The sequence below is a fragment of the Pantoea sp. A4 genome, assembly GCF_000295955.2.
In the GTDB taxonomy this organism is placed as follows: Bacteria; Pseudomonadota; Gammaproteobacteria; order Enterobacterales; family Enterobacteriaceae; genus Pantoea; species Pantoea multigeneris.
This window is the reverse complement of sequence record NZ_ALXE01000019.1, coordinates 24586-50114: the sequence shown is the minus strand read 5'-3', so window position 1 is coordinate 50114 and position 25529 is coordinate 24586. Positions and strand designations below refer to the sequence as shown.

The 25529-nt window shown below is 49.4% G+C and carries 23 protein-coding genes and 2 pseudogenes; 18 read left to right on the top strand and 7 right to left on the bottom strand.

Annotation, left to right across the window (positions count from 1 at the left end):
• Window positions 1-158: 158 nt before the first annotated feature.
• Window positions 159-428, top strand: a complete 270-nt coding sequence (locus B880_RS24735) for a hypothetical protein (RefSeq protein WP_192841072.1) — start codon at window positions 159-161, stop codon at window positions 426-428.
• Window positions 429-531: 103 nt separating this feature from the next.
• Here the strand turns inward: B880_RS24735 and B880_RS25930 are convergent.
• Window positions 532-717: pseudogene (locus tag B880_RS25930) on the bottom strand (NUDIX domain-containing protein); the annotation flags it as partial.
• A 508-nt stretch (window positions 718-1225) separates the two neighbouring features.
• Here B880_RS25930 and B880_RS0104725 point away from each other — a divergent pair.
• On the top strand, window positions 1226-1576 hold the full coding sequence (locus B880_RS0104725; protein WP_017346228.1) for a hypothetical protein: 351 nt from the start codon (window positions 1226-1228) through the stop codon (window positions 1574-1576).
• Here the strand turns inward: B880_RS0104725 and B880_RS26620 are convergent.
• Window positions 1566-1736, bottom strand: a complete 171-nt coding sequence (locus B880_RS26620) for a hypothetical protein (protein WP_017346227.1) — start codon at window positions 1734-1736, stop codon at window positions 1566-1568. The two genes, B880_RS0104725 and B880_RS26620, sit on opposite strands and share 11 nt — an antisense overlap.
• Before the next feature lie 71 nt (window positions 1737-1807).
• Here B880_RS26620 and B880_RS0104715 point away from each other — a divergent pair, with 71 nt between their 5' ends.
• Window positions 1808-2392, top strand: a complete 585-nt coding sequence (locus B880_RS0104715; protein WP_017346226.1) for an ATP-dependent Clp protease proteolytic subunit — start codon at window positions 1808-1810, stop codon at window positions 2390-2392.
• 92 nt (window positions 2393-2484) lie between these two features.
• On the opposite strand, the pseudogene B880_RS27305 reads toward B880_RS0104715, so the two are convergent.
• Both B880_RS27305 and B880_RS0104710 read right to left on the bottom strand, forming a co-directional pair.
• Window positions 2485-2630 (bottom strand): annotated as a pseudogene (locus tag B880_RS27305) (integrase); the annotation flags it as partial.
• A gap of 86 nt (window positions 2631-2716) precedes the next feature.
• Window positions 2717-2959 (bottom strand): hypothetical protein, encoded by a 243-nt coding sequence (locus B880_RS0104710; RefSeq protein WP_036645395.1) that lies wholly within the window; start codon window positions 2957-2959, stop codon window positions 2717-2719.
• Window positions 2960-3490: 531 nt separating this feature from the next.
• Between B880_RS0104710 and B880_RS26865 the strand changes: the two genes are divergently transcribed.
• Both B880_RS26865 and B880_RS0104695 read left to right on the top strand, forming a co-directional pair.
• Window positions 3491-3667 (top strand): hypothetical protein, encoded by a 177-nt coding sequence (locus B880_RS26865; RefSeq protein ID WP_017346223.1) that lies wholly within the window; start codon window positions 3491-3493, stop codon window positions 3665-3667.
• A 48-nt stretch (window positions 3668-3715) separates the two neighbouring features.
• Window positions 3716-3955: a hypothetical protein gene (locus B880_RS0104695; RefSeq protein WP_017346222.1), complete on the top strand. Its 240-nt coding sequence runs from the start codon at window positions 3716-3718 to the stop codon at window positions 3953-3955.
• Window positions 3956-4632: 677 nt separating this feature from the next.
• Here the strand turns inward: B880_RS0104695 and pspF are convergent.
• Window positions 4633-5622 (bottom strand): phage shock protein operon transcriptional activator, encoded by a 990-nt coding sequence (gene pspF / locus B880_RS0104690; protein ID WP_017346221.1) that lies wholly within the window; start codon window positions 5620-5622, stop codon window positions 4633-4635.
• Between the two features lie 159 nt (window positions 5623-5781).
• On the opposite strand from pspF, the gene pspA reads away from it, so the two are divergent.
• The 7 genes from pspA (at window position 5782) to tyrR (ending at window position 11437) form a co-directional block, all read left to right on the top strand.
• Window positions 5782-6447: a phage shock protein PspA gene (gene pspA, locus B880_RS0104685; protein WP_017346220.1), complete on the top strand. Its 666-nt coding sequence runs from the start codon at window positions 5782-5784 to the stop codon at window positions 6445-6447.
• Between the two features lie 34 nt (window positions 6448-6481).
• A complete protein-coding gene (gene pspB, locus B880_RS0104680) occupies window positions 6482-6706 on the top strand; it encodes an envelope stress response membrane protein PspB (RefSeq protein WP_017346219.1) in 225 nt (74 codons plus the stop codon).
• Complete coding sequence (pspC, locus tag B880_RS0104675; RefSeq protein WP_026042425.1) at window positions 6703-7056, top strand: envelope stress response membrane protein PspC; 354 nt, start codon at window positions 6703-6705, stop codon at window positions 7054-7056. The genes pspB and pspC overlap by 4 nt, the downstream gene beginning before the upstream one ends.
• A gap of 44 nt (window positions 7057-7100) precedes the next feature.
• Window positions 7101-7370, top strand: coding sequence for a phage shock protein PspD (pspD, locus tag B880_RS0104670; RefSeq protein ID WP_017346217.1), 270 nt, complete (start codon window positions 7101-7103; stop codon window positions 7368-7370).
• A complete protein-coding gene (locus B880_RS0104665; RefSeq protein ID WP_017346216.1) occupies window positions 7321-8718 on the top strand; it encodes a YcjX family protein in 1398 nt (465 codons plus the stop codon). Before pspD ends, B880_RS0104665 begins: the two co-directional genes overlap by 50 nt.
• On the top strand, window positions 8715-9770 hold the full coding sequence (locus tag B880_RS0104660) for a YcjF family protein (protein WP_017346215.1): 1056 nt from the start codon (window positions 8715-8717) through the stop codon (window positions 9768-9770). The genes B880_RS0104665 and B880_RS0104660 overlap by 4 nt, the downstream gene beginning before the upstream one ends.
• A 95-nt stretch (window positions 9771-9865) precedes the next feature.
• Window positions 9866-11437, top strand: a complete 1572-nt coding sequence (tyrR, locus tag B880_RS0104655; RefSeq protein ID WP_017346214.1) for a transcriptional regulator TyrR — start codon at window positions 9866-9868, stop codon at window positions 11435-11437.
• 39 nt (window positions 11438-11476) lie between these two features.
• On the opposite strand, the gene tpx is transcribed toward tyrR, so the two are convergent.
• Complete coding sequence (gene tpx / locus B880_RS0104650; RefSeq protein ID WP_017346213.1) at window positions 11477-11980, bottom strand: thiol peroxidase; 504 nt, start codon at window positions 11978-11980, stop codon at window positions 11477-11479.
• A gap of 154 nt (window positions 11981-12134) precedes the next feature.
• Between tpx and ycjG the strand changes: the two genes are divergently transcribed.
• The 6 genes from ycjG to B880_RS0104610 all read left to right on the top strand — a co-directional run bounded on the left by ycjG (window position 12135) and on the right by B880_RS0104610 (window position 24436).
• Window positions 12135-13079, top strand: a complete 945-nt coding sequence (gene ycjG / locus B880_RS0104645) for an L-Ala-D/L-Glu epimerase (protein ID WP_017346212.1) — start codon at window positions 12135-12137, stop codon at window positions 13077-13079.
• 13 nt (window positions 13080-13092) lie between these two features.
• A complete protein-coding gene (locus B880_RS0104640; RefSeq protein ID WP_017346211.1) occupies window positions 13093-14697 on the top strand; it encodes a peptide ABC transporter substrate-binding protein in 1605 nt (534 codons plus the stop codon).
• 166 nt (window positions 14698-14863) lie between these two features.
• Complete coding sequence (gene zntB, locus B880_RS0104635) at window positions 14864-15847, top strand: zinc transporter ZntB (protein WP_017346210.1); 984 nt, start codon at window positions 14864-14866, stop codon at window positions 15845-15847.
• Window positions 15848-16386: 539 nt separating this feature from the next.
• Window positions 16387-17280 (top strand): tRNA 2-thiocytidine(32) synthetase TtcA, encoded by an 894-nt coding sequence (ttcA, locus tag B880_RS0104625; protein ID WP_017346208.1) that lies wholly within the window; start codon window positions 16387-16389, stop codon window positions 17278-17280.
• Window positions 17281-17495: 215 nt separating this feature from the next.
• On the top strand, window positions 17496-23951 hold the full coding sequence (locus tag B880_RS0104615; RefSeq protein WP_157060506.1) for a hypothetical protein: 6456 nt from the start codon (window positions 17496-17498) through the stop codon (window positions 23949-23951).
• Window positions 23952-24175: 224 nt separating this feature from the next.
• Window positions 24176-24436, top strand: coding sequence for a putative hemolysin (locus B880_RS0104610; protein ID WP_017346205.1), 261 nt, complete (start codon window positions 24176-24178; stop codon window positions 24434-24436).
• A 35-nt stretch (window positions 24437-24471) separates the two neighbouring features.
• Here B880_RS0104610 and B880_RS0104605 read toward each other — a convergent pair whose 3' ends face one another.
• Window positions 24472-25464 carry a 2-hydroxyacid dehydrogenase gene (locus B880_RS0104605; RefSeq protein WP_026042424.1) on the bottom strand — a complete coding sequence of 331 codons (993 nt, stop codon included), beginning with the start codon at window positions 25462-25464 and terminating at the stop codon, window positions 24472-24474.
• Window positions 25465-25529 lie beyond the last annotated feature (65 nt).

The window sequence follows — 25529 nt, the reverse complement described above, 5'->3', positions numbered from 1 at the left end:
TAGTCCGGCAATAGCTTGAGTGTACCGCAAACTGACAAGACGCCCAAAAATCCTGATGCGGCAGGGGGATTTTTGCACAATGCGTACACGGATTAAGCACAGACTCTGTGTGGAGATGAGAAAAATTCTCAATTAGGGCTTTACAGATGATAATAGGAATGATTATTATTCATCTGCGCTTCGACGGTGGCTCTACCGAAGAAGAGCACGACATTGCTCACATTGCTTCCAGTATTGTTGCCCGCCTTGCGCGGGCTTTTTTTGTTTGTTGCTGGGGGGGCGTTGGTGCGAGGGGCATGATTATGGCGATCAGTGGAGTTGTCCTCGATAGGCGTAATGGTTTTGGTTCGGTCTTAAGTGGCTTTCAGGTGCTTAAGAAGAGTGAGCAACAGCCCGAGCTTTTGCTGATGCCCCCTCAATGTGTCTGACTTTGCCCGTTCCTCGACGTCAGTCGCGGGTTTATTAGCCACTCTATCTAACTAGACTGCCTTAGCGAGCCGATCCAGACTAACGTTCCTCAATATGCAGAATTCAAAGATCGCGTGCTAATAGGAAACTAAGGGCGCTAATACTAAGATTGGTTTCTTCTTTGACTTCTCGTACGGCAGTTTCCTCTAAAGATTCACCTGGTTCTAGCAATCCGCCAGGCAGTCCCCATGTACCGTCCTTCCGCTGTTGGAGCAATATACATCCATCATCTCGCGACAGAATGACATTCGCACCTGCTGTTAAAGCCTTCCCTGTGGATACACTCCACTTTCAGCGAATGAAGAGAAGCTCGCTGTATATGTATTATCCTGACAAAAATTTAAGATATTAAATGGAATGAGAATATTCTTAAACTTCAGGTGTGAAATGTTTAACTTTGAAAATTTCACATCTTATCCAGATCCATTTTATGCATAACGTTAAAATTATCGGGCGTTCCGTTTGCCAGTAATTCATACATTGACATTAGACCTTGAAATCAAGGTCGTGCCAGAAGTAGACTCCCTTAGCTCATCGGACATCTATGAATTATAGAGATACGTTTATATTTGTTTTGACTGATCTGAAGGTTACAGCCTGATGCGCACAATCGGATGTTTGGTCGTTCTGGCTTTCTTATCCACGGTGACAGTAATCTCCACCCTGGAGAAGCTTCTGATGGTTGTATCATTATGCCGCTACTCATCAGACAAAGAATATGGAACAGTGGAGACAGGATTGTTGAGGTAGTTAAATAATGATTAAATTCAATTCAGTGTTGATTGTTTTAGTGTTGTTTCCGTTCTTTTCAAACGCGAAACCCGTAAAGAATGACTGCCGTTCGTGGCCGATGAATATGGCAGAAGTCTGGCTGAAAAATGCAAAAATTATTGATATTCCAGATCTAGACGAGTCTAAGACGGAGGTGAAGTTGCTTGCCTCAGAGAAAAAACCTCACCACCTGTATACCAATGTTTTCAGATTTGTTTTCCACGCCAATGATGGAAGAAAATTTGAAGTGATCACGCAAAATGTCGCTTCAGATGAGGAGTGTTCAATAAGTGAAGTTAATACCTATCTTGTATCTCAAAGTGACATCAATTATTGATTGAATCGGATGGCCGAGAGGGAAATCCTCTTGCCAGTTGCACCACTGTGATGTGCTCAATATGCTCACTGCCAACCGCCAGAACACGAACCAAGGTCGGGCGCAGTGGATTACCGATGGCTTCAATAGCGGTAAAGCTGCTTACAGCATCATTTTCCACCCCGTTTTTTCCTGTTTCTGCGCAACGGCTGCTACGCTTTGGTCTGACATCATTCATGAGAGAGAGCGGTTATGGCAGAGAAAACGGAAGTCAAAGTGCCTCAGAACGAGGCTTTTCTGGAAGAGAAGGCATTCAAATCGCGTACGGTACTGCTATTTGGCGAGATCAACGACACGCTGGCCTACAGCATTGTGAAGCAGTTGGTGGCGCTGGCAGAAGAGTCAACTGATCCTATCAACCTGCTGGTTTGCTCTCCCGGTGGCCATGTGGAATCCGGCGATGTGATTCATGACGTTATCCGCTTCATTAAAGCGCCGGTGAACATGATTGGCAGTGGCTGGGTCGGTAGTGCAGCGGTCAATGTGTTTTTATCCGTGCCGAAAGAGCGTCGTTTCTGTCTGACCAATACCCGTTTTCTGATTCACCAGCCCAGCGGTGGCGTGGGTGGCAAAGCTTCAGATATTGAAATTCAGGCGCGGGAAATCATTCGGATCAGGGAACGCATCGCTGAACTTATCGCCAAAGAGACCGGCCAACCGCTGGAACGCGTGCGAAATGACATCGACCGGGATTTCTGGATGCCAGCCAAAGAGGCCATCGACTATGGGCTGGTGTCTAAATCCATCGTCCGGCAGGATGAGTTGAACCTGCAATAACGCCGGTCACTGTCTTTCAACCCCATGTTTTTTCATCATGGCGTGTGAATTTTACTCTCTGTTTCTAAAGGGGAAATTTATTTCCCCTAAACTCAGGCGGTGACCTTAACCCAGTCCAAATCACGATCATCCTTGTATTGGTCGGTTTGAGATGACCGTTTGTGCTCCAGTAACTTCTGCGTAGCGATCCCTTGCTGACGAGATAGACGCTCAAAAGAGAACGTGGCTCATGAAACGTTCGTTGAGACACCAGACTATCCCTGGATAGCTGACTAAAGGAAAAGGTAATAAGGTCCGTCTGGGGGGCTTTCTAATTTGGCGGTTTTATTTTGCGCACAAAATTCGCAGTTCTTTGCGGTTAAATCCGCCATCTTTATCCAGGTCTGTATATCCAGCAGGGCACACTTCGTTTGCTTTTGAGTAGCAGACATCCCAACCTGAGCTTGCTCCGCACTGAATCAAATATTCATTTTTCCCGTCTGGGCGTGAGATTTTCTGTGCAGTTGAGCAGCCAGCCAGGGCAAGTCCAACAGTGATTATGACCAGAGACTTCCAGTTCTTTTGCATAATAATCAGCTCCACATAATTGTAAGGGAAACAGGTTATGCGCGAGGTGGAAGTGAGTCAAAGCAAAACGATGCTAATGCTTTATTTCGAAGGCTTTTAAGAAAACTTCCGGGTTGCTGCATTCATCACTGTGAACACTCAGGTATTACCATCATCCCCAACTAAGAATCTTCATGAAACGTTCTCTCTTAGCATCCATTCTGGCGCTGGGCTGTTTTTCTCTGTCTGGACGTGACAACAAAGACGCTGGTATCGAGGTGCAACAGCAATAGATTTCCCTGATGTCACAACAGCAGTTTGCGCAGGCATCTGCATCGGTGGCGCAACAGACAGCCCCTGCGCCCGTTGATATGCAGCCTCCTGTAGTGGTGCCGCAACATTCCGGATCTGCCCGGAAATAACGGTGAAATTGTGAACCAGTGATTGGTGGTAAAGCTTGCGAAAGAGTGGAGTGGATGGAATCAAAATGAGTAAAGAAAGTGTCATATCTGCCGTTACTGATGTGGAAGCTCAATTAAATGGAGAGATGATATGCAAGCAAAATTTAAAGATATCCGCTACGACAGAATACAGCCAGCCACTAAAGCTAAATATCGTACGCATATAGCCTTTTTGACTATAAATGGAGATACCGAATCAGCATTGTTGACTGAATTGAAAAAACGACACCCTAAAGAAGGTATTGAACTGATCAGTTACAAAAAATGATTCTACAGGTCGCCAGGGCGGCCTTTTTTATGCCCGAAATCCACCAAGATGAGGACGCAACATGACGCAATCGCCCAGGTCAAAACAGACTGGAAACGTCTTATTGGGTACCTGGACGGCATGCTTGTAAATGCCGACGTCGAGAAAGACGAAGCTGAGGTTGCCAGCATCACTGAGGCCGCCAACAACCTACGTGAGCGGTGCGCACTATGCTTTGATGGGATGGGAATACAGGTCGAGGTGAGTGAAAATCGCGGGCAAAAAAAAACCGATAGCCGTCAGAACTGAAACTATCGGGGTAACCATCGCTTACGGCAAGCTCGGTAAGCATAGAGCTGAATCGCTCTGCACTGGCGTAAGAGATAAAACTCTCATTTTCACCCACCGGACGAGGTGGCGGCGCAGAGCGAGAGGGAATGTACAGGGAGTTACTAAGCGGAACGTAGCAAAGTGAGTTATCAGGAAATAAAAGTCAGAATATTTCCAGCCGTGACCGCAGCCGGATAAAGAGTCCCCGAGCAGCAATTGGGATTGACGCCATAGATGATGTGGTGACGATTAATGCGTAGTCTAAATTCTGTGGAAAAAAAAAGCCCGACACGGTAAGTGGCGGGCAAACTCATTTCAAGGCTTAAACTCTATGTTGTAGGGTGATAGTCGCATAAAGAAATTTATAAAAAGCTCAAATTGAGCGATTTATTTCCTGAAGATTCAAAAAGAAGCCCGATAACAAAAGCACCAGGCAAGTGATCCAGGGGGATAAATTTCAAACCTCATTTCAATGTTTACATATTAGTATCAAAATGAGCGTTATTTATACATTTAAAAAAACCTGCTGGTGGGCGGGCATAAGTGAAATCCCAAAACTATTTTTAACGTCTCGATAAAACATAGAGTTATCTCTATGGCAGTTGCAGGGTTAAATACCGGGATATTCCAACATAAAAAATTGATTCTAATTGTATTTATTGCGTTTCAGTGCCGTGCTTCTTCATCATCGCCCGCAGCTGATGATAGGTCACACCGAGCAGTTCGGCGGCGCGTTTTTGGTTATAGCGCGCCTGTCGTAAGCTCAGTTCAACCAACTGCTGTTCCTGCTGATTTTGCCACTGACGTAAATCCAGCGGCAGAGTGGGCAGGGCAGCTGTCACTGGCGTTGGTTCATGAACAGGTTCAGCACTCAAACCGGCGAACGGGTTGATGATGATATTATCCAGCGGGATTTCACTGCTGTGGTGGCGATACACTGAACGCTCAACCACGTTTTTCAATTCGCGCACATTACCCGGCCAGTGATAGCCCAGCAGGGTTTGTTCTGCCTGAGGCGTGAACCCTGGAAACAGCGGCAGACGCAGTTCACGGCACATCTGAATCGCAAAGTGATCTGCCATCAGCAAAATATCACTGCGCCGCTCGCGCAACGGTGGCAGTCGCACCACATCAAAAGCCAGCCGGTCTAGCAAGTCCGCGCGAAATTTTCCTGCTGCGGCAAGCGCGGGAAGATCTTCGTTGGTGGCACACACCAGGCGCACGTTAACCTGCAAAGACTGGTTGCCGCCGACACGTTCTAACTGACCATATTCAATCACACGTAGCAGTTTCTCCTGCACCAGCATCGGGGCCGTGGCAAGCTCATCCAGAAACAGCGTTCCGCCATCAGCGCGCTCAAAGCGCCCGAGGTGGCGGCGTTGTGCGCCGGTAAACGCGCCCGCTTCATGACCAAACAGCTCGGAATCCAACAGGTTTTCATTCAGCGCCGCGCAGTTCAGTGAAATAAACGGCCCCTGCCAGCGTTCGGAAAGATAGTGCAAACGGCTGGCGATCAACTCCTTACCGGTACCGCGTTCGCCAATCACCAGCACGGGTTTTTCCAGCGGCGCGAGGCGCGAAACTTGCTCCAGCAGGGCTAAGAAGTTATCCGACTCGCCTAACAGATTATCAGTTGCAGAGGCCATAATGAATTTCACTAATGATTAATCAATTTCACTACCTTACGTGAAGTCCTGGACGCTGTAAAATTTTAAAGTTGTTAAATATCAGTAATATAAAAACTGGCACGGCTTTTGTATTAGCTTATGCAGCATATTAAACCCGCTTTTTTGAGGAGCACCAGAATGGGTATATTTTCTCGCTTTGCCGATATTGTGAACGCCAACATCAACTCCTTGCTGGAGCGTGCCGAGGACCCGCAAAAGTTGGTCCGCCTGATGATTCAGGAGATGGAAGATACGCTGATTGAAGTGCGTTCCACCTCTGCGCGTGCGCTGGCAGAAAAAAAACATCTGCAACGCCGCATTGAACAGGCTGAAGTGCAGCAGGCTGAATGGCAAGAAAAGGCTGAACTGGCGCTGCGTCGTGAAAAAGACGATCTGGCCCGTGCCGCACTGATTGAAAAACAGAAACTGACCGACTTGATCGGATCACTGCGTGATGAAGTCGTGCAGGTTGAAGAGACGCTGAATCGCCTGAAAGGTGAAATTGGTGAGCTGGAGAAAAAACTCAGTGAAACTCGCGCACGCCAGCAGGCGCTGACGCTGCGTCATCAGGCTGCCAGCAACTCACGTGATGTGCGTCGCCAGCTCGACAGCGGCAAGATTGATGAAGCCATGGCGCGCTTCGAATCGTTTGAACGCCGTATTGACCATATGGAAGCAGAAGCGGAAAGCCAGCGTTTTGGCAAAAGTAAAAGCCTCGACCAGCAGTTTGCCGAGTTGCAGGCCGATGATGAGATCAGCGAGCAGCTTGCTGCGCTGAAAGCCAAAATGAACCGTAGTGAATAACACTGACGTATCAACGCGTGATTAAGGAGAGTCCATGAGCGCCTTGTTTCTTGCTATTCCGTTAACCATTTTTGTGCTGTTTGTCGCCCCAATTTGGCTGTGGCTGCACTACAGCAACAAACGTAACGGTAACTCACTGGCGGCTGGCGATGTTCAGCAGTTGCAACAGCTCAATCAGGATGCGCAACGGATGCGTGAGCGTATTCTGGCACTGGAAGCGATTCTGGATGCAGAACACCCGAACTGGAGGCAGCCATAATGAATGGACGTACACTGTGGCGTCTGCCGGAAAAGGGTAAAGTACGCGGTGTGTGCGCCGGACTGGCAGAGTATTTTGACATTCCGGTGCTGTTACTGCGGGTGATTGTGGTGTTGTCGTTGTTCTTTGGCCTGTTTGCCATCACCATTACGCTCTATTTCGTCCTGGGCTTTGTCCTGGATGAAAAACCGCAAGCGGTCAGCGACCAGGAAGCCAGCACTCCGGCACCGGGTCAACTGCTTGATGAACTGGCGCGGGACATGCAGCGTGACGAGCAACGCATCAGAGAAATGGAACGTTACGTCACGTCCGAAACCTTCGGCGTTCGTAGTCGTTTCCGGCAACTATAAGCCCGCTGGCACCAGCGGGTTATGTCTAAAAAAGAGGTACAATGATGCAACACGCTAACCTGCGTCGTCGCGCAGCCCCGGCGCTGAAGTCGGTGGCGAAATTTATCATTATCTCAGCCGTGACTTACGGCCCAGCGGGAGTGACGGGCTGGGCGGTAAAATCGGTCGCACGCCGCCCGCTGCGCCTGCTGATCTCACTGGCACTTGAGCCAGTGCTGAGTAAAGTGATGCGCCGCCTGGCGTCACGCTTCATCAAGGAGTCCGATGATCAATCTGCAAAACCAGCTGCGGGAACTGATGGATCGCGGTACTGACCGCCATCTTCGCCTTGCAGTCACCGGCCTGAGCCGGAGCGGTAAAACCGCATTTATTACCTCGCTGGTTAACCAGCTACTTAACGTCAACAGCGGTGCGCGTCTGCCGCTGTTTTCCGTGGTGCGCGATCAACGTTTGCTCGGCGTTAAACGGGTGCCACAGCGCGACATGGGCACCGCACGCTTTAGCTATGATGAAGGGATCGCGCAGCTCTATTCTACCCCGCCAACCTGGCCAACGCCGACCCGAGGCATAAGCGAAATGCAGCTCGCGCTGCGCTATCGGCCACAAAATTCCCTGTTGCGCCACCTGCGTGACACCGCCACGTTATATCTGGAGATCGTCGATTATCCCGGTGAGTGGCTGCTCGATTTACCCATGCTGGCACAGGACTATCTCAGTTGGTCACGGCAGATGGTCGGCCTGTTACAAGGTGAGCGGGGCGAGTTAGCCGCGACATGGCGTCGTCTCTGTCAGGGGTTTGATCCCTTCGCCCCTGCTGATGAAAACCAACTGGCGGAGATCGCCGCCGCCTGGACCGACTACCTGCACCAGTGCAAGCAGGCCGGACTGCATTTCATCCAGCCTGGGCGTTTTATTTTGCCGGGTGATATGGCCGGTGCTCCGGCACTGCAATTTTTCCCGTTACCCGGACTGGATGAGCTCCCGGCCAGTAAGCTGGCCCAGGCTGAGAAGGGTACGCATCTGCACATGTTACAGACGCGCTATGCATGGTACTGCCAGCATGTGGTGAAAGGGTTTTATCGCGATCATTTCCTGCGTTTTGATCGCCAGATTGTATTAGTCGATTGCCTACAGCCGCTGAATACCGGCCCGCAGGCGTTTAACGATATGAGGCTGGCGCTGACGCAACTGATGCAGAGTTTTCACTACGGTCAGCGAACGCTGTTTCGCCGCCTCTTTTCGCCGGTAATCGATCGCTTGCTGTTCGCGGCGACCAAAGCCGATCACATCACCGCCGACCAACATGGCAACATGGTGTCGTTGCTGCAACAGCTGGTACAGGACGCCTGGCAAAATGCGGCATTTGAAGGTATCAGCATTGACTGTCTGGGCCTCGCTTCGGTACAGGCAACGGAAAGTGGCACCGTGAGCCATAACGGAGAGACGATTCCTGCTCTGCGCGGAGCAAGGCTGAGTGATGGTGCGCCGCTTACCGTCTATCCCGGCGAAGTCCCGCCGCGTTTGCCGGGGCCGCAGTTCTGGCAGGAGCAGGGTTTCCAGTTCGAGCAGTTCCGCCCACGGGCACACACCACCGATCAACCGTTGCCGCATATTCGCCTTGATGCCGCACTGGAATTTTTACTGGGAGACAAACTGCGATGACACAGACGCCGATTAAACCCCGCCTCGACTTTACAGAGACGCTGGCGCAAAAACAGGACGTTGAGATCAAGCCAAATCAGGTGTTTGACGAGCGCAGTGATAGTTTTGTCAGTGAGCCGGAAACGGATCTGGAAGAGGTTACTCCGGATGCAGCAGAACAGGCGGTGGATGCTGCACTTCGGCCAAAACGCAGCTTGTGGCGTCGGATGGTCGCGCTGGGATGCGGCTTGCTGGCGGTGAGCGTGGTTGCACAAGGCGTTCAGTGGATGCACGATGCCTGGCAAACCCATGACTGGTTTGCGCTCGGGTTGGGCAGTGCCGGTGGGCTGATTGTACTGGCCGGTGCAGGCGCGTTGGGCAGTGAGTGGCAACGTATGCGCCGCCTGCGCCAGCGTGGAGAGGCCCGTGACAGAGGTCGTGAGCTGTTGCACAGCCAGGGCATCGGCCAGGGCCGGGTATTCTGTGAGGGACTTGCCCAACAGGCGGGGCTTGATCAGGGTCATCAGGCGCTGCAACGCTGGCGTGCGGCGCTGCATGAGACTCACAACGACAGCGAAGAAGTACGGCTGTACGCGCAAATCGTCCAGCCGGTGTTGGACCGCCAGGCGCGACGTGAAATCAGCCGACATGCAGCAGAGTCCGCATTGATGATTGCCGTGAGCCCGTTGGCACTGGTGGATATGGCCTTTATTGCCTGGCGTAATATTCGGCTGGTCAACCGCATTGCCGCGCTGTATGGCATTGAGCTGGGCTACTTTAGCCGTATTCGCCTGTTCCGTCTGGTCTTGCTTAATATTGCGTTTGCGGGTGCTTCAGAGCTGGTGCGCGAAGTGGGTATGGACTGGATGTCCCAGGATTTGGCCGCCAGGCTCTCCGCACGCGCTGCGCAGGGCATTGGGGCGGGGCTGTTAACTGCCCGTCTTGGGGTTAAAGCGATGGAGCTGTGCCGTCCACTGCCGTGGCTGGAGAATGACAAACCGCGTTTAGGCGATTTCCGCCGCGAGCTGGTAACTCAGCTCCGCGCCCGAGGTGCAGATAAAAACAGCGGATAATGTCTGGGCTGTCAACTTTTCCTGACAGCCCCCTTCCTGATCCGACCTGTATTGACGTATGATTTCATTATCAATATCAGTACAAGGCCTCCGCTATGCGTCTTGAAGTTTTTTGCCAGGACCGAATCGGTCTGGCGCGTGAACTGCTCGATCTCCTCGTCGCGCGCAATATCGATCTGCGTGGCATTGAAATTGCCTCTCTCGGACGAATTTACCTCAACTTTAGCGCGCTGGAATTTACCGCCTTCAGTAATCTGATGGCGGAAATTCGGCGTACGCCTGGCGTGACAGATGTGCGCACGGTGGCTTACATGCCCTCTGAACGTGAGCATCGCTCGCTGAGCGCACTGTTGGTTGCGATGCCAGAGCCGGTCTTCTCTATCGATCTAAAGGGCAAGGTTGAGCTGAGTAACCCGGCGGCACAAAACCTGTTTAATCTGGATGAGCAGAAAATCCGCAATCACAATGCCATTAACCTGATCACCGGATTTAACTTTCTGCGCTGGCTGGAGAGTGAGCGTGTTGAAGCCCAGGCACAGCATGTGGTGATTGAAGGACGTGATTTCCTGATGGAAGCTCGCCCCGTTTACCTCAGTGCCGATCAGGCCGAAGAGGGGCAACTGGTGGGCGCAATGGTGATGCTTAAATCCACCGCGCGCATGGGGCAGCAACTGCAAAAACTGATGGTCACGGACGAGTCCGAATTCGAGCATATCGTGGCGGTGGCACCGAAGATGCGTCAGGTGGTTGATCAGGCGCGCAAACTGGCGATGCACGACGCGCCATTACTCATCATCGGTGATACCGGCACCGGCAAAGATATGCTCGCCCGTGCCTGCCACCTGCGCAGCGCGCGCGGCAAAAAGCCCTTCCTCGCGCTTAATTGTGCTTCACTGCCCGATGATGTGGCGGAAAGCGAACTGTTCGGTCACGCTGCGGGCGCTTATCCCAATGCGCTGGAAGGTAAAAAAGGCTTCTTTGAACAGGCCAACGGCGGTTCAGTCTTGCTGGATGAGATTGGCGAGATGTCGCCGCGTATGCAGACCAAACTCTTGCGTTTCCTCAACGACGGTACTTTCCGCCGTGTGGGTGAAGAACATGAGGTGCACGTTGATGTGCGCGTGATTTGCGCCACGCAGAAAAACCTGATTGAGCTGGTGAAGAACGGGGAGTTCCGTGAAGACCTGTTTTACCGCCTCAACGTTCTGACGCTGAATCTCCCACCGCTACGGGAGCGTCCGCAGGACATCCTGCCGTTGACCGAACTGTTTGTGGCACGCTTCGCCGATGAACAGGGCATTCCACGTCCGCGTCTGTCGACCCAACTGACACCGTTCCTGACGCGCTATAACTGGCCGGGTAACGTGCGGCAGTTGAAAAATGCGCTCTATCGGGCGTTGACCCAGTTGGAAGGGTATGAGTTGCGCCCACAAGATATCGTGCTGCCGGAACAGTCGCTTGATATGCGCATGGATGACGGGGCGATTGAAGGCTCGCTGGATGAGATTACCAGCCGTTTTGAACGGTCGGTGCTGACACGTCTTTATCTCTCTTATCCCAGCACGCGAAAGCTGGCGAAACGTCTTGGTGTATCGCACACCGCGATTGCGAATAAATTGCGTGAGTATGGATTGAGCCAGAAACGCGGCGAAGGAGAAGGGGAGTAAACAAAGTGTGGATGGCCGATTGGCCATCCACAACGGCACTTATTTCAGTGCTGCCAGTGCGGCTTCGTAGTCTGGCTCTTCGGTGATTTCGTTCACCAGTTGGCTGTAAACCACTTTATCCTGCTCATCCAGTACCACGACTGCACGTGCAGTCAGGCCTTTCAGTGCGCCTTCGCTGATCGCGACACCGTAATCCTGTTTGAACTCTGCGCCACGCAGGGTAGACAGGGTCACAACATTCTCCAGGCCTTCTGCGCCACAGAAACGTGCCTGAGCAAACGGCAGGTCAGCAGAGATGCACAGCACAGCGGTGTTTGCCAGGTTTGCGGCTTCGGTGTTGAACTTACGCACAGAAGCGGCGCAAACGCCGGTATCAATGCTTGGGAAAATGTTCAGTACTTTACGCTTACCGGCAAACTGCGCCAGGCCAACGTCAGCGAGGTCTTTGGCAACCAGAGAGAAAGGTTTAGCCTGGGCACCCTGCTGTGGAAACTCACCGGCTACTGGGACAGGGTTACCCTGAAAATGTACGTTCTGAGACATGTTCTTTCCTTTTAATTGATGGAATAACTCTGCGTGCGAGTCATCAATGCAAATTCAGGTTCAGTTTATGACATATTTTTTAGGGGTTTACGAGCGCTATTCTTGCCTTTCTGCCATGCTAGAACCAATGCAACCGGACTGAGGGAGAGGGAGGATGTATCAGGTAAAATGTTATCCCGAAGTATGGCCACTGCATGTGCCGCTCAGGCTGGCCGGGCAACGCCGCAGCGATATCACGGTGATCGTGGTGGAACTGGAGAAGAACGGCATCAAAGTCACGGGAGAAGCCGCGCCACAGGCACGTTTCGCGGAGAGTGAAGAGAGCGTGCTGGCCCAAATTGGCAGCTTGTTACCCCAGTTACAGCAGGGGATTTCCCGCCAGGAGCTGCAAACGCAGCTGCCGGCAGGCGCTGCACGCAATGCGATTGATAGTGCGCTGTGGCAGTGGGAAAGGGCGCAAAGCAGTACCCCGGCGATGTCTGCGATGATGAACACCGCCCGGCGTATTCATATTGATACGCCAGAGGCGATGGCCAGCAGCGCCAGCGCGCTGTGGCAGCATGGTTTTGATCGTCTGCGTATCCGGCTGGATGAACATCTGATCAGCGAACGCCTGATTGCCATTCGGGCAGCGGTGCCCGAAGCGACGCTATTCGTCGATGCGATGGAAAGCTGGAGTGCAGATGGGCTAGCGACGCGTTGCCAGTTGCTGGCCGATCTCGAGGTGCAGGTTCTGATTCAGCCACTGCCGGTGGGAAAAGACGCCGCACTCAGCCATTTCATTCATCCCCTGCCGATTGCCGCCGATGCCAGCTGTCGCAGCCGGGAGCAACTTCCGGCACTGCAATCCTGTTATGACATGGTGGTGATCACGCTCGACAAGGCGGGTGGCTTGACGGAAGCCCTGGCACTGGCTGAGGCAGCACATCAACAGGGGTTAAAAGTGCTGGCGGGTTGCAGTCTGGGCACTTCACGTGCCATGCGCGCAGCATTGCCTTTGGCGCAGGTCGCGGATGAAATTGATTTGGATGGGGCCAGTTGGCTGGCGGCTGACTGTGAACCCGCGGTCACCGTGCGTGACGGGAAAGTGTACTTTTAACAAGGAATAGATCATGAAGAAAGGCTGGTGGGGCGTAGTGTTAAGCCTTCCCTTTACGGCTGTCGCGGCAGATGTTCCGGCAGGTGCTCAGCTGGCTGCCAATCAGGATATTGTGCGTCACCTTAAGGATGAGCCGGTTTCTCTCGACCCGATGAAAGCACAGGGGCTACCGGAGATTCAGGTGATTCGCGATCTGTTTGAAGGGCTGACCAATCAGGCCGCAGATGGCACGATTGTACCGGGCGTAGCGCAAAGCTGGCAGACGCAGGACAACAAAATTTGGCGCTTTACCCTGCGCAGCGATGCGCGCTGGTCTGATGGCATGCCACTGCGAGCACGTGATTTTGTCTACAGTTGGCAGCGGCTGGTTGACCCTGCGAATGCTTCACCGCTGGCCTGGTTTGCCGCACTGAGCGGGATTGAAAACGCAGCTGCGATCAGCAAAGGGCAACGTGCTCCTGATACCCTGGGGATCAAAGCGCTGGATGACACCCATTTACAAGTGACGCTGGAACGTGCCGTGCCGTGGTTTCCGAGCCTGGTGGCTAATGCAGCCCTGTTTCCGGTGCCCGCCAGCGAGATAACCCGGCTGGGTGAACACTGGACCGATCCGGCGAAGTTAGTGGGAAATGGTGCCTATACGCTGCAACAGCGTGTGATCAACGAAAAGCTGGTGTTGCAGCGTAATCCACAATACTGGGATAACAAGCAGACGGTTATCAACCAGGTGACATTCTTGCCGATTAACGAAGAGTCGGCTGCGACACAACGTTATCGTGCTGGCGATATCGACATTACCGAATCGTTCCCGAAAAACATGTATGCCATGTTGAGCAAAAGTCTGCCGGGGCAGGTTTATACACCCGCACAACTCGGTACCTATTACTACGCGTTTAATACGCAAAAAGGCCCCACTCAGGATGTGCGCGTGCGCAAGGCGCTGTCATGGAGTATTGATCGTCGGGTGATTGCCGAAAAAGTCCTGGGCACCGGGGAAAAGCCTGCCTGGCATTTTACGCCAGATGTGACCGCCGGGTTTAAGCCGCAGCCTTCATGGCTAGAGCAACACAGCCAGCAGGAGTTGAATGCGCAGGCGAAAGCGCTGTTGACCGCCGCGGGATATGGGCCAGATCACCCCTTGCAGCTTACCTTGTTGTACAACACGGCGGAAAACCATCAACGCATCGCGATTGCCGTGGCTTCAATGTGGAAGAAAAATCTCGGCGTGCAGGTAAAACTGCAAAACCAGGAGTGGAAAACCTACCTTGATAGCCGTAACAGCGGCAATTTTGATGTGATCCGCGCCTCCTGGATAGGTGATTACAATGAGCCTTCCACGTTCCTGAACCTGCTTACCAGCGGTAACAGCAGCAACATTCCACGTTTCAATAATGCCGCCTATGATGCCGTGCTTAAGCAGGCCAGCCTGGCGACCAGTGCCAGCGCCCGTGAACGAGACTATAACCAGGCCGAGCAAATCCTGGGTGATGAAGTACCGATTGCACCGTTATATCAATACACCAACGCGCGGCTCATTAAACCTTGGGTAAAAGGCTATCCGATCAATAATCCCGAAGATGTGGCCTACAGCCGGGAGCTGTGGATCGAGAAGCACTGATTTGCCGTTCGCTAACAACCTGTTTTAAGGCCTTGAAGGCGTCGTTGCATTGGCCCGGAGTGTTTCCATCTTCCGCATTTGTCACTTTTCCTCACAGGGCAAAGATTGCAAGTCGGAAGGGGATCGCTAAACTGTATCCTGTTGATTTAGATAGAGAGGCGATGTTTTGAACGTGATTGAAGGTAAAGCGCTACAGGTTTCTGATGCCATTATTTCCTGCCAGTTAGATGGCCAGGGTGGTCTGATTGCCATTGATGATAAAGACGTTATTCATTGTGAGCGCCCCTGCTGGCTTCACCTTAATTATACGCATCGGGGCAGTGCAGAATGGCTGCAATCGACCCCGCTGATCCCGGATGCGGTGCGTGATGCTCTGGCGGGCGACAGTGTGCGCCCACGCGTCACCCGCCTTGGCGATGGGTTCATGATTGTGCTGCGCAGTATCAATCACAACAGTGACTCTCGTCCCGATCAACTGGTGGCGATGCGGGTGTTCATTAACGACAAACTGATTGTGTCTACGCGTCGGCGCAAGGTCTATGCCGTCGATGAAGTGCTGACCGACCTGCAAAATGGTAATGGCCCGGTGGATGGCGGAGACTGGCTGGTGGATATCTGCGACAGCCTGACCGACCAGGCCAGCGAGTTTATTGAAGAGCTGCACGATAAAATTATCGAACTGGAAGATGCACTGGTCGATCAGCGCCTTCCGGCACGCGGTGAGCTGGCGCTGCTGCGCAAGCAGCTGATCGTTATGCGCCGCTATATGGCACCACAGCGCGATGTGTTCTCGCGCCTCGCCAGTGAAAAACTGCCGTGGATGGATGATATTAATCGTCGGCGTATGCAAGACATTGCGGATCGTCTTGGACGTGGGTTAGATGACATTGATGCCTGTGTGGCGCGCACCGCAGTATTAGCGGATGAACTCTCTTCACAGCTGCAAGAGGCGATGAACCGCCGAACGTATACCATGTCGCTGCTCGCGATGATTTTCCTGCCCACCACTTTCCTCACCGGGCTGTTCGGCGTCAACCTCGGCGGTATTCCCGGTGGATCGTGGCATTTGGGCTTCACCGTGTTCTGCTTCCTGCTGGTTGTCCTGGTGGTGGGGATGTCAGCCTGGTTAAAACGACGTAAGTGGTTATAAATGCAGAAGAGGCAACAAAACCTGATCTATATCAATATTCGCTAACGCTAACCGGGGCAAACTCTCTCTCGCAGGTGAATACAACGTCAGGCGATGGACGTTGTACTCCATATTGTCTCACTTAGTGTTCGAGTCTTTGCATAGCAGACGTCACTCATCACAGGCCAGCTCGTATCCGCTGGCCTTTTTTTTTGCCGCTTCGCCACTCCGGTTAATTGTGCTCTACGCTTTAATATCATCCCCTGTTAAGGAGAACGGTATGCAAGCCTTTATCATGAGCGAACCGATTCCTACTGACCCACCGCCCATTCCCGAGCCGCTGCCGCATCCCCAGCCGATCCCTCAACCCGATGGGCCCGAGCCGGAGCTGCCACCGATTCTTGTTCCTCCGCCGTATCGTTAAATCGCGCTTACTCACATGGCTTTTTAGGCCTTTCGGCGGCGCTCTGGTTTCACTGCGCATAAACTTACGTATAATGTGCGTTTATTCCGTTACCTGCGCCCGCCGTCAGGCAAGTCATCAGAGTTCCAGAGCGACCATGAATCACACTGATACCCGTAAAGAAACCCTTGAGTTCAACAAGCTAGCCAAGCGCCTGCGCCGCAACGTTGGCAATGCGATTACCGACTACAACATGATTGAAGAGGGTGATGTGGTCATGGCCTGCATGAGTGGCGGTAAAGACTCATTCGCCATGCTGGATATTTTACTCAGCTTGCAGAAAGTGGCCCCGATCCACTTTGAAGTGATTGCGGTTAACCTCGATCAGAAACAGCCTGGCTTCCCGGAGCATATCCTGCCGGACTATTTTGAAACCCTGAATATTCCTTACTACATCGTGGATAAAGACACCTATTCAGTAGTGAAAGAGAAGGTGCCAGAGGGGAAAACCACCTGTGGCCTGTGCTCGCGCCTGCGCCGTGGCACGCTTTACTCGTTTGCGGAGAAAATTGGTGCTACCAAAATCGCACTGGGCCACCACATGGATGACATGGTCGAAACGCTGTTTCTGAACATGTTCCACGGTGCACGCCTGAAGGGTATGCCACCTAAGTTGCGTTCAGATGATGGCCGTAACGTGGTCATTCGTCCGCTGACCTACTGCCGCGAAAAAGATTTGATCCGCTTTGCTGAAGAGAAAAACTTCCCGATCATCCCTTGTAACCTGTGTGGTTCGCAGGAAAACCTGCAACGCCAGGCGATTAAAGCGATGCTCACCGAGTGGGATAAAAAAGACGCCGGTCGCGTAGAAAGCGTGTTTAAGTCGCTGCAAAACGTCAGCCCGAGTCAGCTGGCGGATAAAAACCTGTTTGATTTTGAATCCCTGCCGTTGGATCGCAGCGGTGAAAGGGCAGAGTACGCGTTCAGCGAAGCCACTGTCTCTTCAACCAACATCGATAAAGCCCTGTATATCGACGTCGCGAATATTTAAAATTTAAGCGCACAGATAAACATCTGTGCGCTTAAAAAATCCTTGTACAATTCACCTCAATTTAATTTAAATCATCTAATAAATTAACGCCGGTTAAATTAATAACTATTTTTACAGATAATTTATTTCTTTCCCCGAATGAACATTTTCAATTGGCTGATTCACTGATTGCTTGCATGTCAAAAAAGCATAAAAATTAAATTCAGTGAGGTTGTATGTCATCAAATATTGTAATCACACATTCACCTTCTTTTTTATCCCAGGCTTCTTACCGCAATGATAAAGAAACAGACAAGCATAATAGCGCCGCCAGTTCCAATGATGGTGCTATTGATGAAAATGCCACAGGAAATACCAATCATTATTCTCTGCCTGTAGATAAATCTCATTCTGAAGCAAAAGAAAAAAATGAATATGGGAACCCGGGCTCAGGAACAAAATCATTCATGGCTCCTCTGCTAGACTTAGCCGGGAAGGTCAGCGGTTGGATACCTGATTTACCCAATGTATTACAAGGAGCGTCTGCATTTCCTGTACAAAAGAGGAGTGTGGTCTACAATACCCTGGCACAGAACGACCAGCAGATTCTTTTAAGTGCAGTCAGGCAACAATTATCCGCTACAAAAATCGACATCCACTTCCTCAATAGCTATATTGATATTCATGGAAGTTCACCGTTAAAGCCTTTCGCTACTCGTGGCGGGGAATATTTGACATTACTACGTAAGTGGTACACAACAGGAAATAATCCAGGTTATACTTCAGAAGATTACCCTTTACTCAGCGCATTTGATAAAAGTGTTTTTTTTAAAAGAAACAATCTTATAAGATATAATGATCAGCTGAAATTGACGCTACGCACTTTTGCATTTAAAAAAAGCAGTGGCGAAGAGATACGTTTTTCAGTAAAAATTTCTGGGAAAAGCCAGCAAGGGAGAAGTAAAACTTATTACGCCAGACCTTATAATATTCTGTCTGATTTTCATCATAATATTGACCCCAGAAGCTATGGGAATTACATACCTCGCAAAGCCTATCTTGTTAAGACTAACATCAATGATTTCTTTAATTATGATAGTGGTGAGATTAAAAAAAATATTGATGTCAATGAACAAGGGAAGGTAAAGGTATCGAGTTTACTTAATTATTATGGGATAACGACACCTGATAAATTCTCCCGGGATAGTGCAATTAAGTTAATTAAAGAATTGCGAGGTGAAAACTTACATGTTGTTACGTTGCCACCTGTAACTACAGTCGCAACGACAGTTGTACCCTTAGTGCAGAACTTAACGAGTTTTATCATCACCAGAAGGTCATACAGTAACTTAAATGGTGCTGATTATTCAGAAATCAAGAATCGGTTAGATGATGCATTTCAATTTGCCATAGATGATATAAAACTTGAAGGCTTGAAGAGCTCTAAAAGCACAAATAAAACATCTGAATGGGAAAGTAATTATCTACGAGAACTGAAATTAACAGATGGGATCAGTGCAAAGATCACTGTCACTGATAGCGATGGTGAAGAAAACGTTTATATCAAGCAACATCATGTTCAAAGTAAAAAAGGACAAACTTTGTCTGAGTATTTTTCTGATGTAAGCGATCTTATGGCTGATTATTTTACCAAGTCAATCCGTGACTATGATGGTGAAAATGAGGGGGCAATAGAGATCGAATCTATTGCGGTTGAAACTAACGTGCCATATTTTCAGAGAGATATTTCTTCATTAACCTCTTATGAGATTTTTGTTCTGGATATTCGTGATTCAGAAGATGGAAATGGATTGCTAAAATTTTCTTCGGATAATTTCAACAAAAAAATTCAAGAATATGTCGCAGAGGTAAAAAATCAGCTGGCAACTGGGAATTATAAGCTCAATGACTCAGTAGTATTAATGCAGTCTGTAAAAAGGTCGGTTGATTACCACCGGAAATTACCTGGATCACTGGCTGGGTATGACAAAGGGATCGCTGTTAAAACGTATGATGAGTCTCTTTTTTATCGTGCTGTTGTTAAAGAAGTGCTTAACGCATTTTACAAAACGGAAGCCTATGCGTTGGTACAGCAACAAAAGTTGCTAATGATTGCCCAGCCTACACAAGAAGAATTTCTCGGCAAAAAGCTCTGCCAGTATTTTGCAATTGATGAAGAAAGATGGCCATGGCTGATGTACGCCAGGGAAGAAATTCAATATAACCTTGGTGCAAGAAACGCTGGGGTTATTGCGGGCTCATTCAGAGGCAGCGATGGCGAGCAGCATCAGTCAATAGCAAGAGTTAACGTCAGTATACTGGATCTTTTTTATAATCAGGCGTTACGAGCGGAGATCGGTGGGGCGGATAACAAAAATGATGCTATCGACATATATGCAGCCCGGCTTTCTGACAAAATGCAGTTGAACAGGGAACAGAAAAAATCATTAAGAGATAATATGAAGGATTTCTTTGATGCTAATAACTTTTTTGTTATTCATGCAACTACGCAACTAAAAATGGGAGAGGCTCTTCTTGACTCCAAAAAATATTTCACTGAAGAAAATAATCAATACATTTCTTTAGCAACAAAAAAATTCCGTGCTATTGAGGCTGAAAAGTTAATAAAGAGTGCTGATGATTTCTATTCGCGACTTGAAAGTATAGCAAATGAAAGTGATTCAACTTATGAAAATTCACTCACACCTTCAGAGTTAATACTGCTGGAAAAAAACTGTCGTCAATTCAGGCATCATCTTGAAATGGCAAGAAACACCGACAGCTTTCTTGCTTTAAAGAGCAGCAGTGCTCAAGTGTTAAGCCAGATAAAAGAGATTGCTATGACGGTGGTCCGCAATTCTCCCACATTTATAGGACAAGCCATTGTACTGGCTGATGATGTAGTGGAGGGTGCTGATGCTGAAACTATAACCATGGACAGCTTGTTTATGGCGGGAGCAATGTTAGGAAAAATACGCCACCCGTTGGCCAGCACGCTGACAACCATAACACATGTAGGGACTAACAGTTGGGCAATTGAAAAGGCGCTGCACACCTATCAGCAGGCCATGAAAGAAAATCGATGGGATGATGCTAATCAGGCACTGATCATGCTGATGATGAGTGCCCATAGTATTAAGGAATCCGTGCCGGAATTGGGACGAAATTTAAAAGAGCATGTACGTGAGGTCAAAGACTATTTGACTCGTTCATTGGTTGAAAATCCAGCTTTAACGCACGAATTGCAGACGCTGAAAGAAGCAGATGATAATCATGAAGTTGATGGCAATGAACATCAGGTCTATGCTGATAATCCCGCTGAAGAGAGTCTGACTAATGATACACCAGCCATATCGAAATCAGCAGAAAGACATATTCGCTGGGATCTAGAAAATAATAACGAATTAAAACTAAGGCCAGCGAAAGCGATTGTTGGCGAGACTTTATGGAACCGAGACCTGTTAACGTCTGCCGGACGAGCCACAGCGATGGGCAACGGGCTGGAAACCATCTTCATGTTAAATGGTGAACCGACTCAGGCTGTGGGGGGGGCAACTGGCCCTGTTTTACGGTCTATTCATGAAATTCCTTTGCAACAACATCAATGGGAGTTAATGGAAAGTGAAAGCACGGCATCCTCTATCGCCACACGTTCAAATGAGGCACAACAGGTATTCCCTGATACGTTCAATGGCCTGCGTTCTGTTGATACCGAATCGCGAGCAGAAAATTCTGTAGGGTTTATGAAAAACCATTATTCGCAATTCGACAGTTTTGATGCGAAAAGGATTACGCCAGATGGGCAGGAGCATCAGACGAGAGTAGAAATCGGCATCCTTGATCACAAATACGTATTGCATCAGGAAGGGAGTTTTGAGGTTTTGGATTTCATCGAATCTCGTGATGGTACAACAACTTTTTTTCAGGATAATGGTGACAAAATTTCTATTCCGACGGTTGTGGATCCGCTGGTCAATTATAAACCAACTATAGATGCTGAAATTGTTGGCTCTAATTATGCGATGTTAGCTGTAGAAATTAAAAATAGTGTTAAAGGCCTGGTCAATAAACGCACGGTGAGTGGTTTTATTGCCGATCGTATTGGTGGTGGGCAAACTGTGGTTCTGGAGATAGATAAAGGGGTGCATTATCACGGTTTCGTATCTGAAGAAATGAAAATTAATCTTGCTAATCCTCATGAGAATCGACCGCAAACAAGTCTTATGTTGCAAATGAGCCGTGTTGATGCTTTAGCCGATCCTAAAAGAGCCTCTCCGGATTTTTATAAAAAAAATCAAGGCTATCGTGCCAGCGATATTGCTGAGCACGACTTTTTATTGAATATGTATTACGGTGCTAAACATGCCAATGAGGTGTATGCAGGTAATCCCGATCAGGTTGTCAGGGATAAGTCTTTGCTGGCAGTTGATAAAGAAAAATTCCCTGCGGAAATATTTGAAACCGACAACCCCTATTTTGTGACAAATACCACCCCGGAGGAAGCTGCTCTATTCAGCCCGGCCAATCAGCATTTTATATCAGATAAACTGGCAGAGAGTAGTATGCGATGGGGGGACATAAAGGAACTTTCTGATATTAATTTTGTTAATGATGCCTTGAAGAAAATTGAACTTCGTAATGATGAGGGAGTGTATGAAGCTATATCAAGCCAAACGCATAATTTAGATACTGATGCCGGACGTCTTACGCTCCATGAAAACGTAAACACACTACTTCAAAAAGCGAATTTAGTGATCGCTGAAGTATTATCAAAGAATGGTGATAAGAGCACAATGGTGGGTGTCACTGATAATATGGCACAGGAAGATATCAATCTGATGGCTAATGATATCGATGCTTTTGTCGCTCCGAATAGTAAGGTTATCAGTACAGATAAAAATGTTATTGTTTTACATGATGCCGGTAATTTTATTGGCGCGCTTGAAGGACGTTATCCAAATCCAAATGAACTACAACAGATAAAGGTGTTTTCTAACTATGCACTTAATGGTGTTTCTAATCAGCATATTTATAAGTCTCAGCGTAACGGCTATCCGTTCGTTTCTGTAACGCATTTACATGACGCCATCAAATCGCAGGTTGTAAATAGTAAACGCTTCTCGATTTCAGCCAGTAGCCAATTTCCCACTATTAAAGCTATTACTCAGGGCGAGGTTTTAAACGGGCTTTCTGAACCCATCGCCGAAGGAGAAAAAAAAGGCGCGAGTACATATGGAGAATACTATTACCTGGAGATCAGTCCGGGAGAGTATTTCAAAGCGCAATGGCATGAGGAAGTAAAAGGATTTCGTTTGCTACCCGAAAACAGTGAAAACTGGATCAAAGGTTCGCTTCCCTTAGTTCGCTGGCATAATGGTGAGTTTTTCTTTAGTAATCAATCGGAAACATTTTTATCAAAATTTAATGTGGCCGCAGACAGTGAACAGGCAGTTAATCGGTATTCGGTTGAAATTGATGATGAAAATAGCTTAACCCGTAAGGGAAGCACGCCTGGCCTGTATCAGGATTCGGTCGGTAATGAATACCTTGAGATTGCCGAAAAAAAATATGTTCCTACGCGGTTACAAGATGATGGACAAAGGGTTATCTATTCTGAGGCCAACAGATATGATTTTCGCACAGTAATGCTTTTCCATGGGGAATGGCTGGTTGTTGATAAGTATTTTGGCATCGGAGGATCTGTCCCCAAAACCAAAGACCTTCTGGAACAGTTGAAAAAAATGCCGGGTCTGGAATTTTCTAGTGATATGGAACGCACTCGGTATTTAAACGAAGAGAAGAAAAGAGAAAAGAGTGTGACGAAGTTGATGGATTTCTGGAAGAAATTCGTTAACACACCGGGGCAAATTACTGAAGCTCAGCGAACGCATCACAGCAATAAGGTCAGAGAAATCTTAGGAAATAATGCGCTACCAGAAGAGAACCGGACGCAGAGGGTGTTAACGGAAAGCTACTGGAGAGAAGTCGCTGGAGGCGGTAATGCACCGGTTGACTGGAATAATTATTACGGTAGCACTAATGAGCGATCGCTTCAGGACATTTATACGCATGAAGGGGCGGCCATTCTGGAACGTCTGGATAATGCAGCGGGACAAAATAATGAAGCTTCTGGATTAAAAATTTACCGGTCTATGCCCCAGGCTGAAAGCGAACGTCTTGCAGACTGGTCTGAAAATAAAAAAAATATATTAGAAGATGCAATAAGGAATAATGTTGCCCCAGAAGAGATCGCGCGTTTAATCCGCGAAGGCAATGTCATTCCTGTTGAACATCACTTAGGCGATCGGAATCAGGCGCTGAGTTATAACGGCGAAGTTTTTGAGTTTACGCTAAAACCTGGCGCTGAAAAGGTGCTGTTTAGCCCTGAAGTCATTGCTTTCTATCAGGGAGAAATGGGGAAAAAAGGAGCATTTAACAACCCCGCGAAGCTGGCAGATTTGCTGGTGCATTACCAAAATGGTATTGATGCCAGTAAAAAATTCACATCCGCATCAAAAAATGAGGGGGCAAGAGGCGGGTTTATTGGTGTGAAACCAGAGTCTCAAGGAGATTTCAGTTTCTCTTTAGGGAAAAACCAGGCCAGCCAGCTGCTTTTCCAGCTGTTCGTCGCTGAAATAAAACACATTGGTAGCGCCAATAAAAAAGTGTTCAAGGCTATTTCCGCAAGCTGATAGGTAATAACTCAATAGCCTGTGGCTCGTCAGTCGCAGGCTATCTAAAGCAGATGAGAGTAGTCCGAGATGACGAATCGGATACACCATGTTGGATATCAGGACTAATCTGCTTGTAAAGCGCGAAAGAAAATTTTGTAAAAAGCTGTGTCACCCCTCGACCCGTTAATCCTGCTGACATATTCTGATCCGGCCCTTAACCCTTTATCCCCGGAGTTTGACGCATGAAAGCAGCCCACCTCTTGTTGGCCGCAGGCACTTTGCTGCTGGCCGCCTGTAGCAGTGAACCACAGCAGCAGGCTACCGCAGCCCACGTTCAGCCTCATGTCGTTATGGCCTCGATGGCGGAGTCGACGTGTGCCTCTGCGGGTGGCGTGTTGGCTTTCTCCCGTCAACTGGATGGCAGCCGGGTAGGGATGTGTCAGCTGGCTAATGGCCGTCGTTGTGACGAACAAGCGTTATTGGGCGGTAGCTGCGCACGTTGAGTTTCAGGCAGGCCGTCACTCGGCCCGCCAGACATTCAGGCGAGAACCTGATTGGTGCAGGCCTCACCCTGTGCCACCTGCTGTAAGTTGTCCAGCGTGGTATGAGAAATCGCGCTCAGCGCCTCTTCGGTCAGAAATGCCTGATGACCGGTAAACAGCACGTTGTGACAGGCAGATAAGCGGCGGAAAATATCGTCCTGAATCACGTCATTGGATTTGTCCTCAAAGAACAGATCGCGCTCGTTCTCATACACATCCAGCCCCAGTGAGCCTATTTTTTGCTGTTTGAGTGCGTCAATGGCGGCCTGTGAATCAATCAGCCCGCCACGGCTGGTATTAATGATCATCACGCCGTCGCGCATTTTTGCGAAGGCTGCCGCATTTAACAGATGGTAATTTTCTGGCGTGAGCGGGCAGTGCAGACTGATCACCTGAGATTCTGCAAACAGCGTATCCAGACTCACGTACTCAACGCCGAGTGCCAGCGCATCCGGATTTTGCCACGGATCGACCGCCAGCAGGCGCATGCCAAAGCCTTTCAGAATACGTAGCGTGGCGACCCCGATCTTTCCGGTGCCTATCACGCCCGCCGTTTTGCCATACATATTGAAGCCCGTCAGCCCTTCGAGCGAAAAGTTTGCATCACGGGTGCGCAGCCAGGCGCGATGAATGCGGCGATTCAGTGCCATCATCATGGCGATGGCATGTTCAGCGACGGCTTCCGGTGAGTAGGCAGGCACACGCACCACCTGAATACCCGCTTGTTGTGCTGCGGCCAAATCCACATTGTTAAAGCCCGCGCAGCGCAATGCGATGGTTTTGACGCCCAAAGCGGCCAGTTCGTGAATCACGCTGGCGCTGCAATCATCGTTAACAAAGATGCAGACGGCATCACAGCCGGCGGCATTTTTCGCGGTGGTGCTGGTGAGCAAAAAATCAAAAAAGTGCAGATCAAAACCGAAGTGGCGGTTCTCTTGCTCAAGGAATTTCTGGTCATAATGACGGGTACTGTAGACGGCAACTTTCATCATCTGGCTCCAAAAAAGGGAATGCTTACCACAGGATACGCTTTTATTCCCCTTTTTGCCGCCTG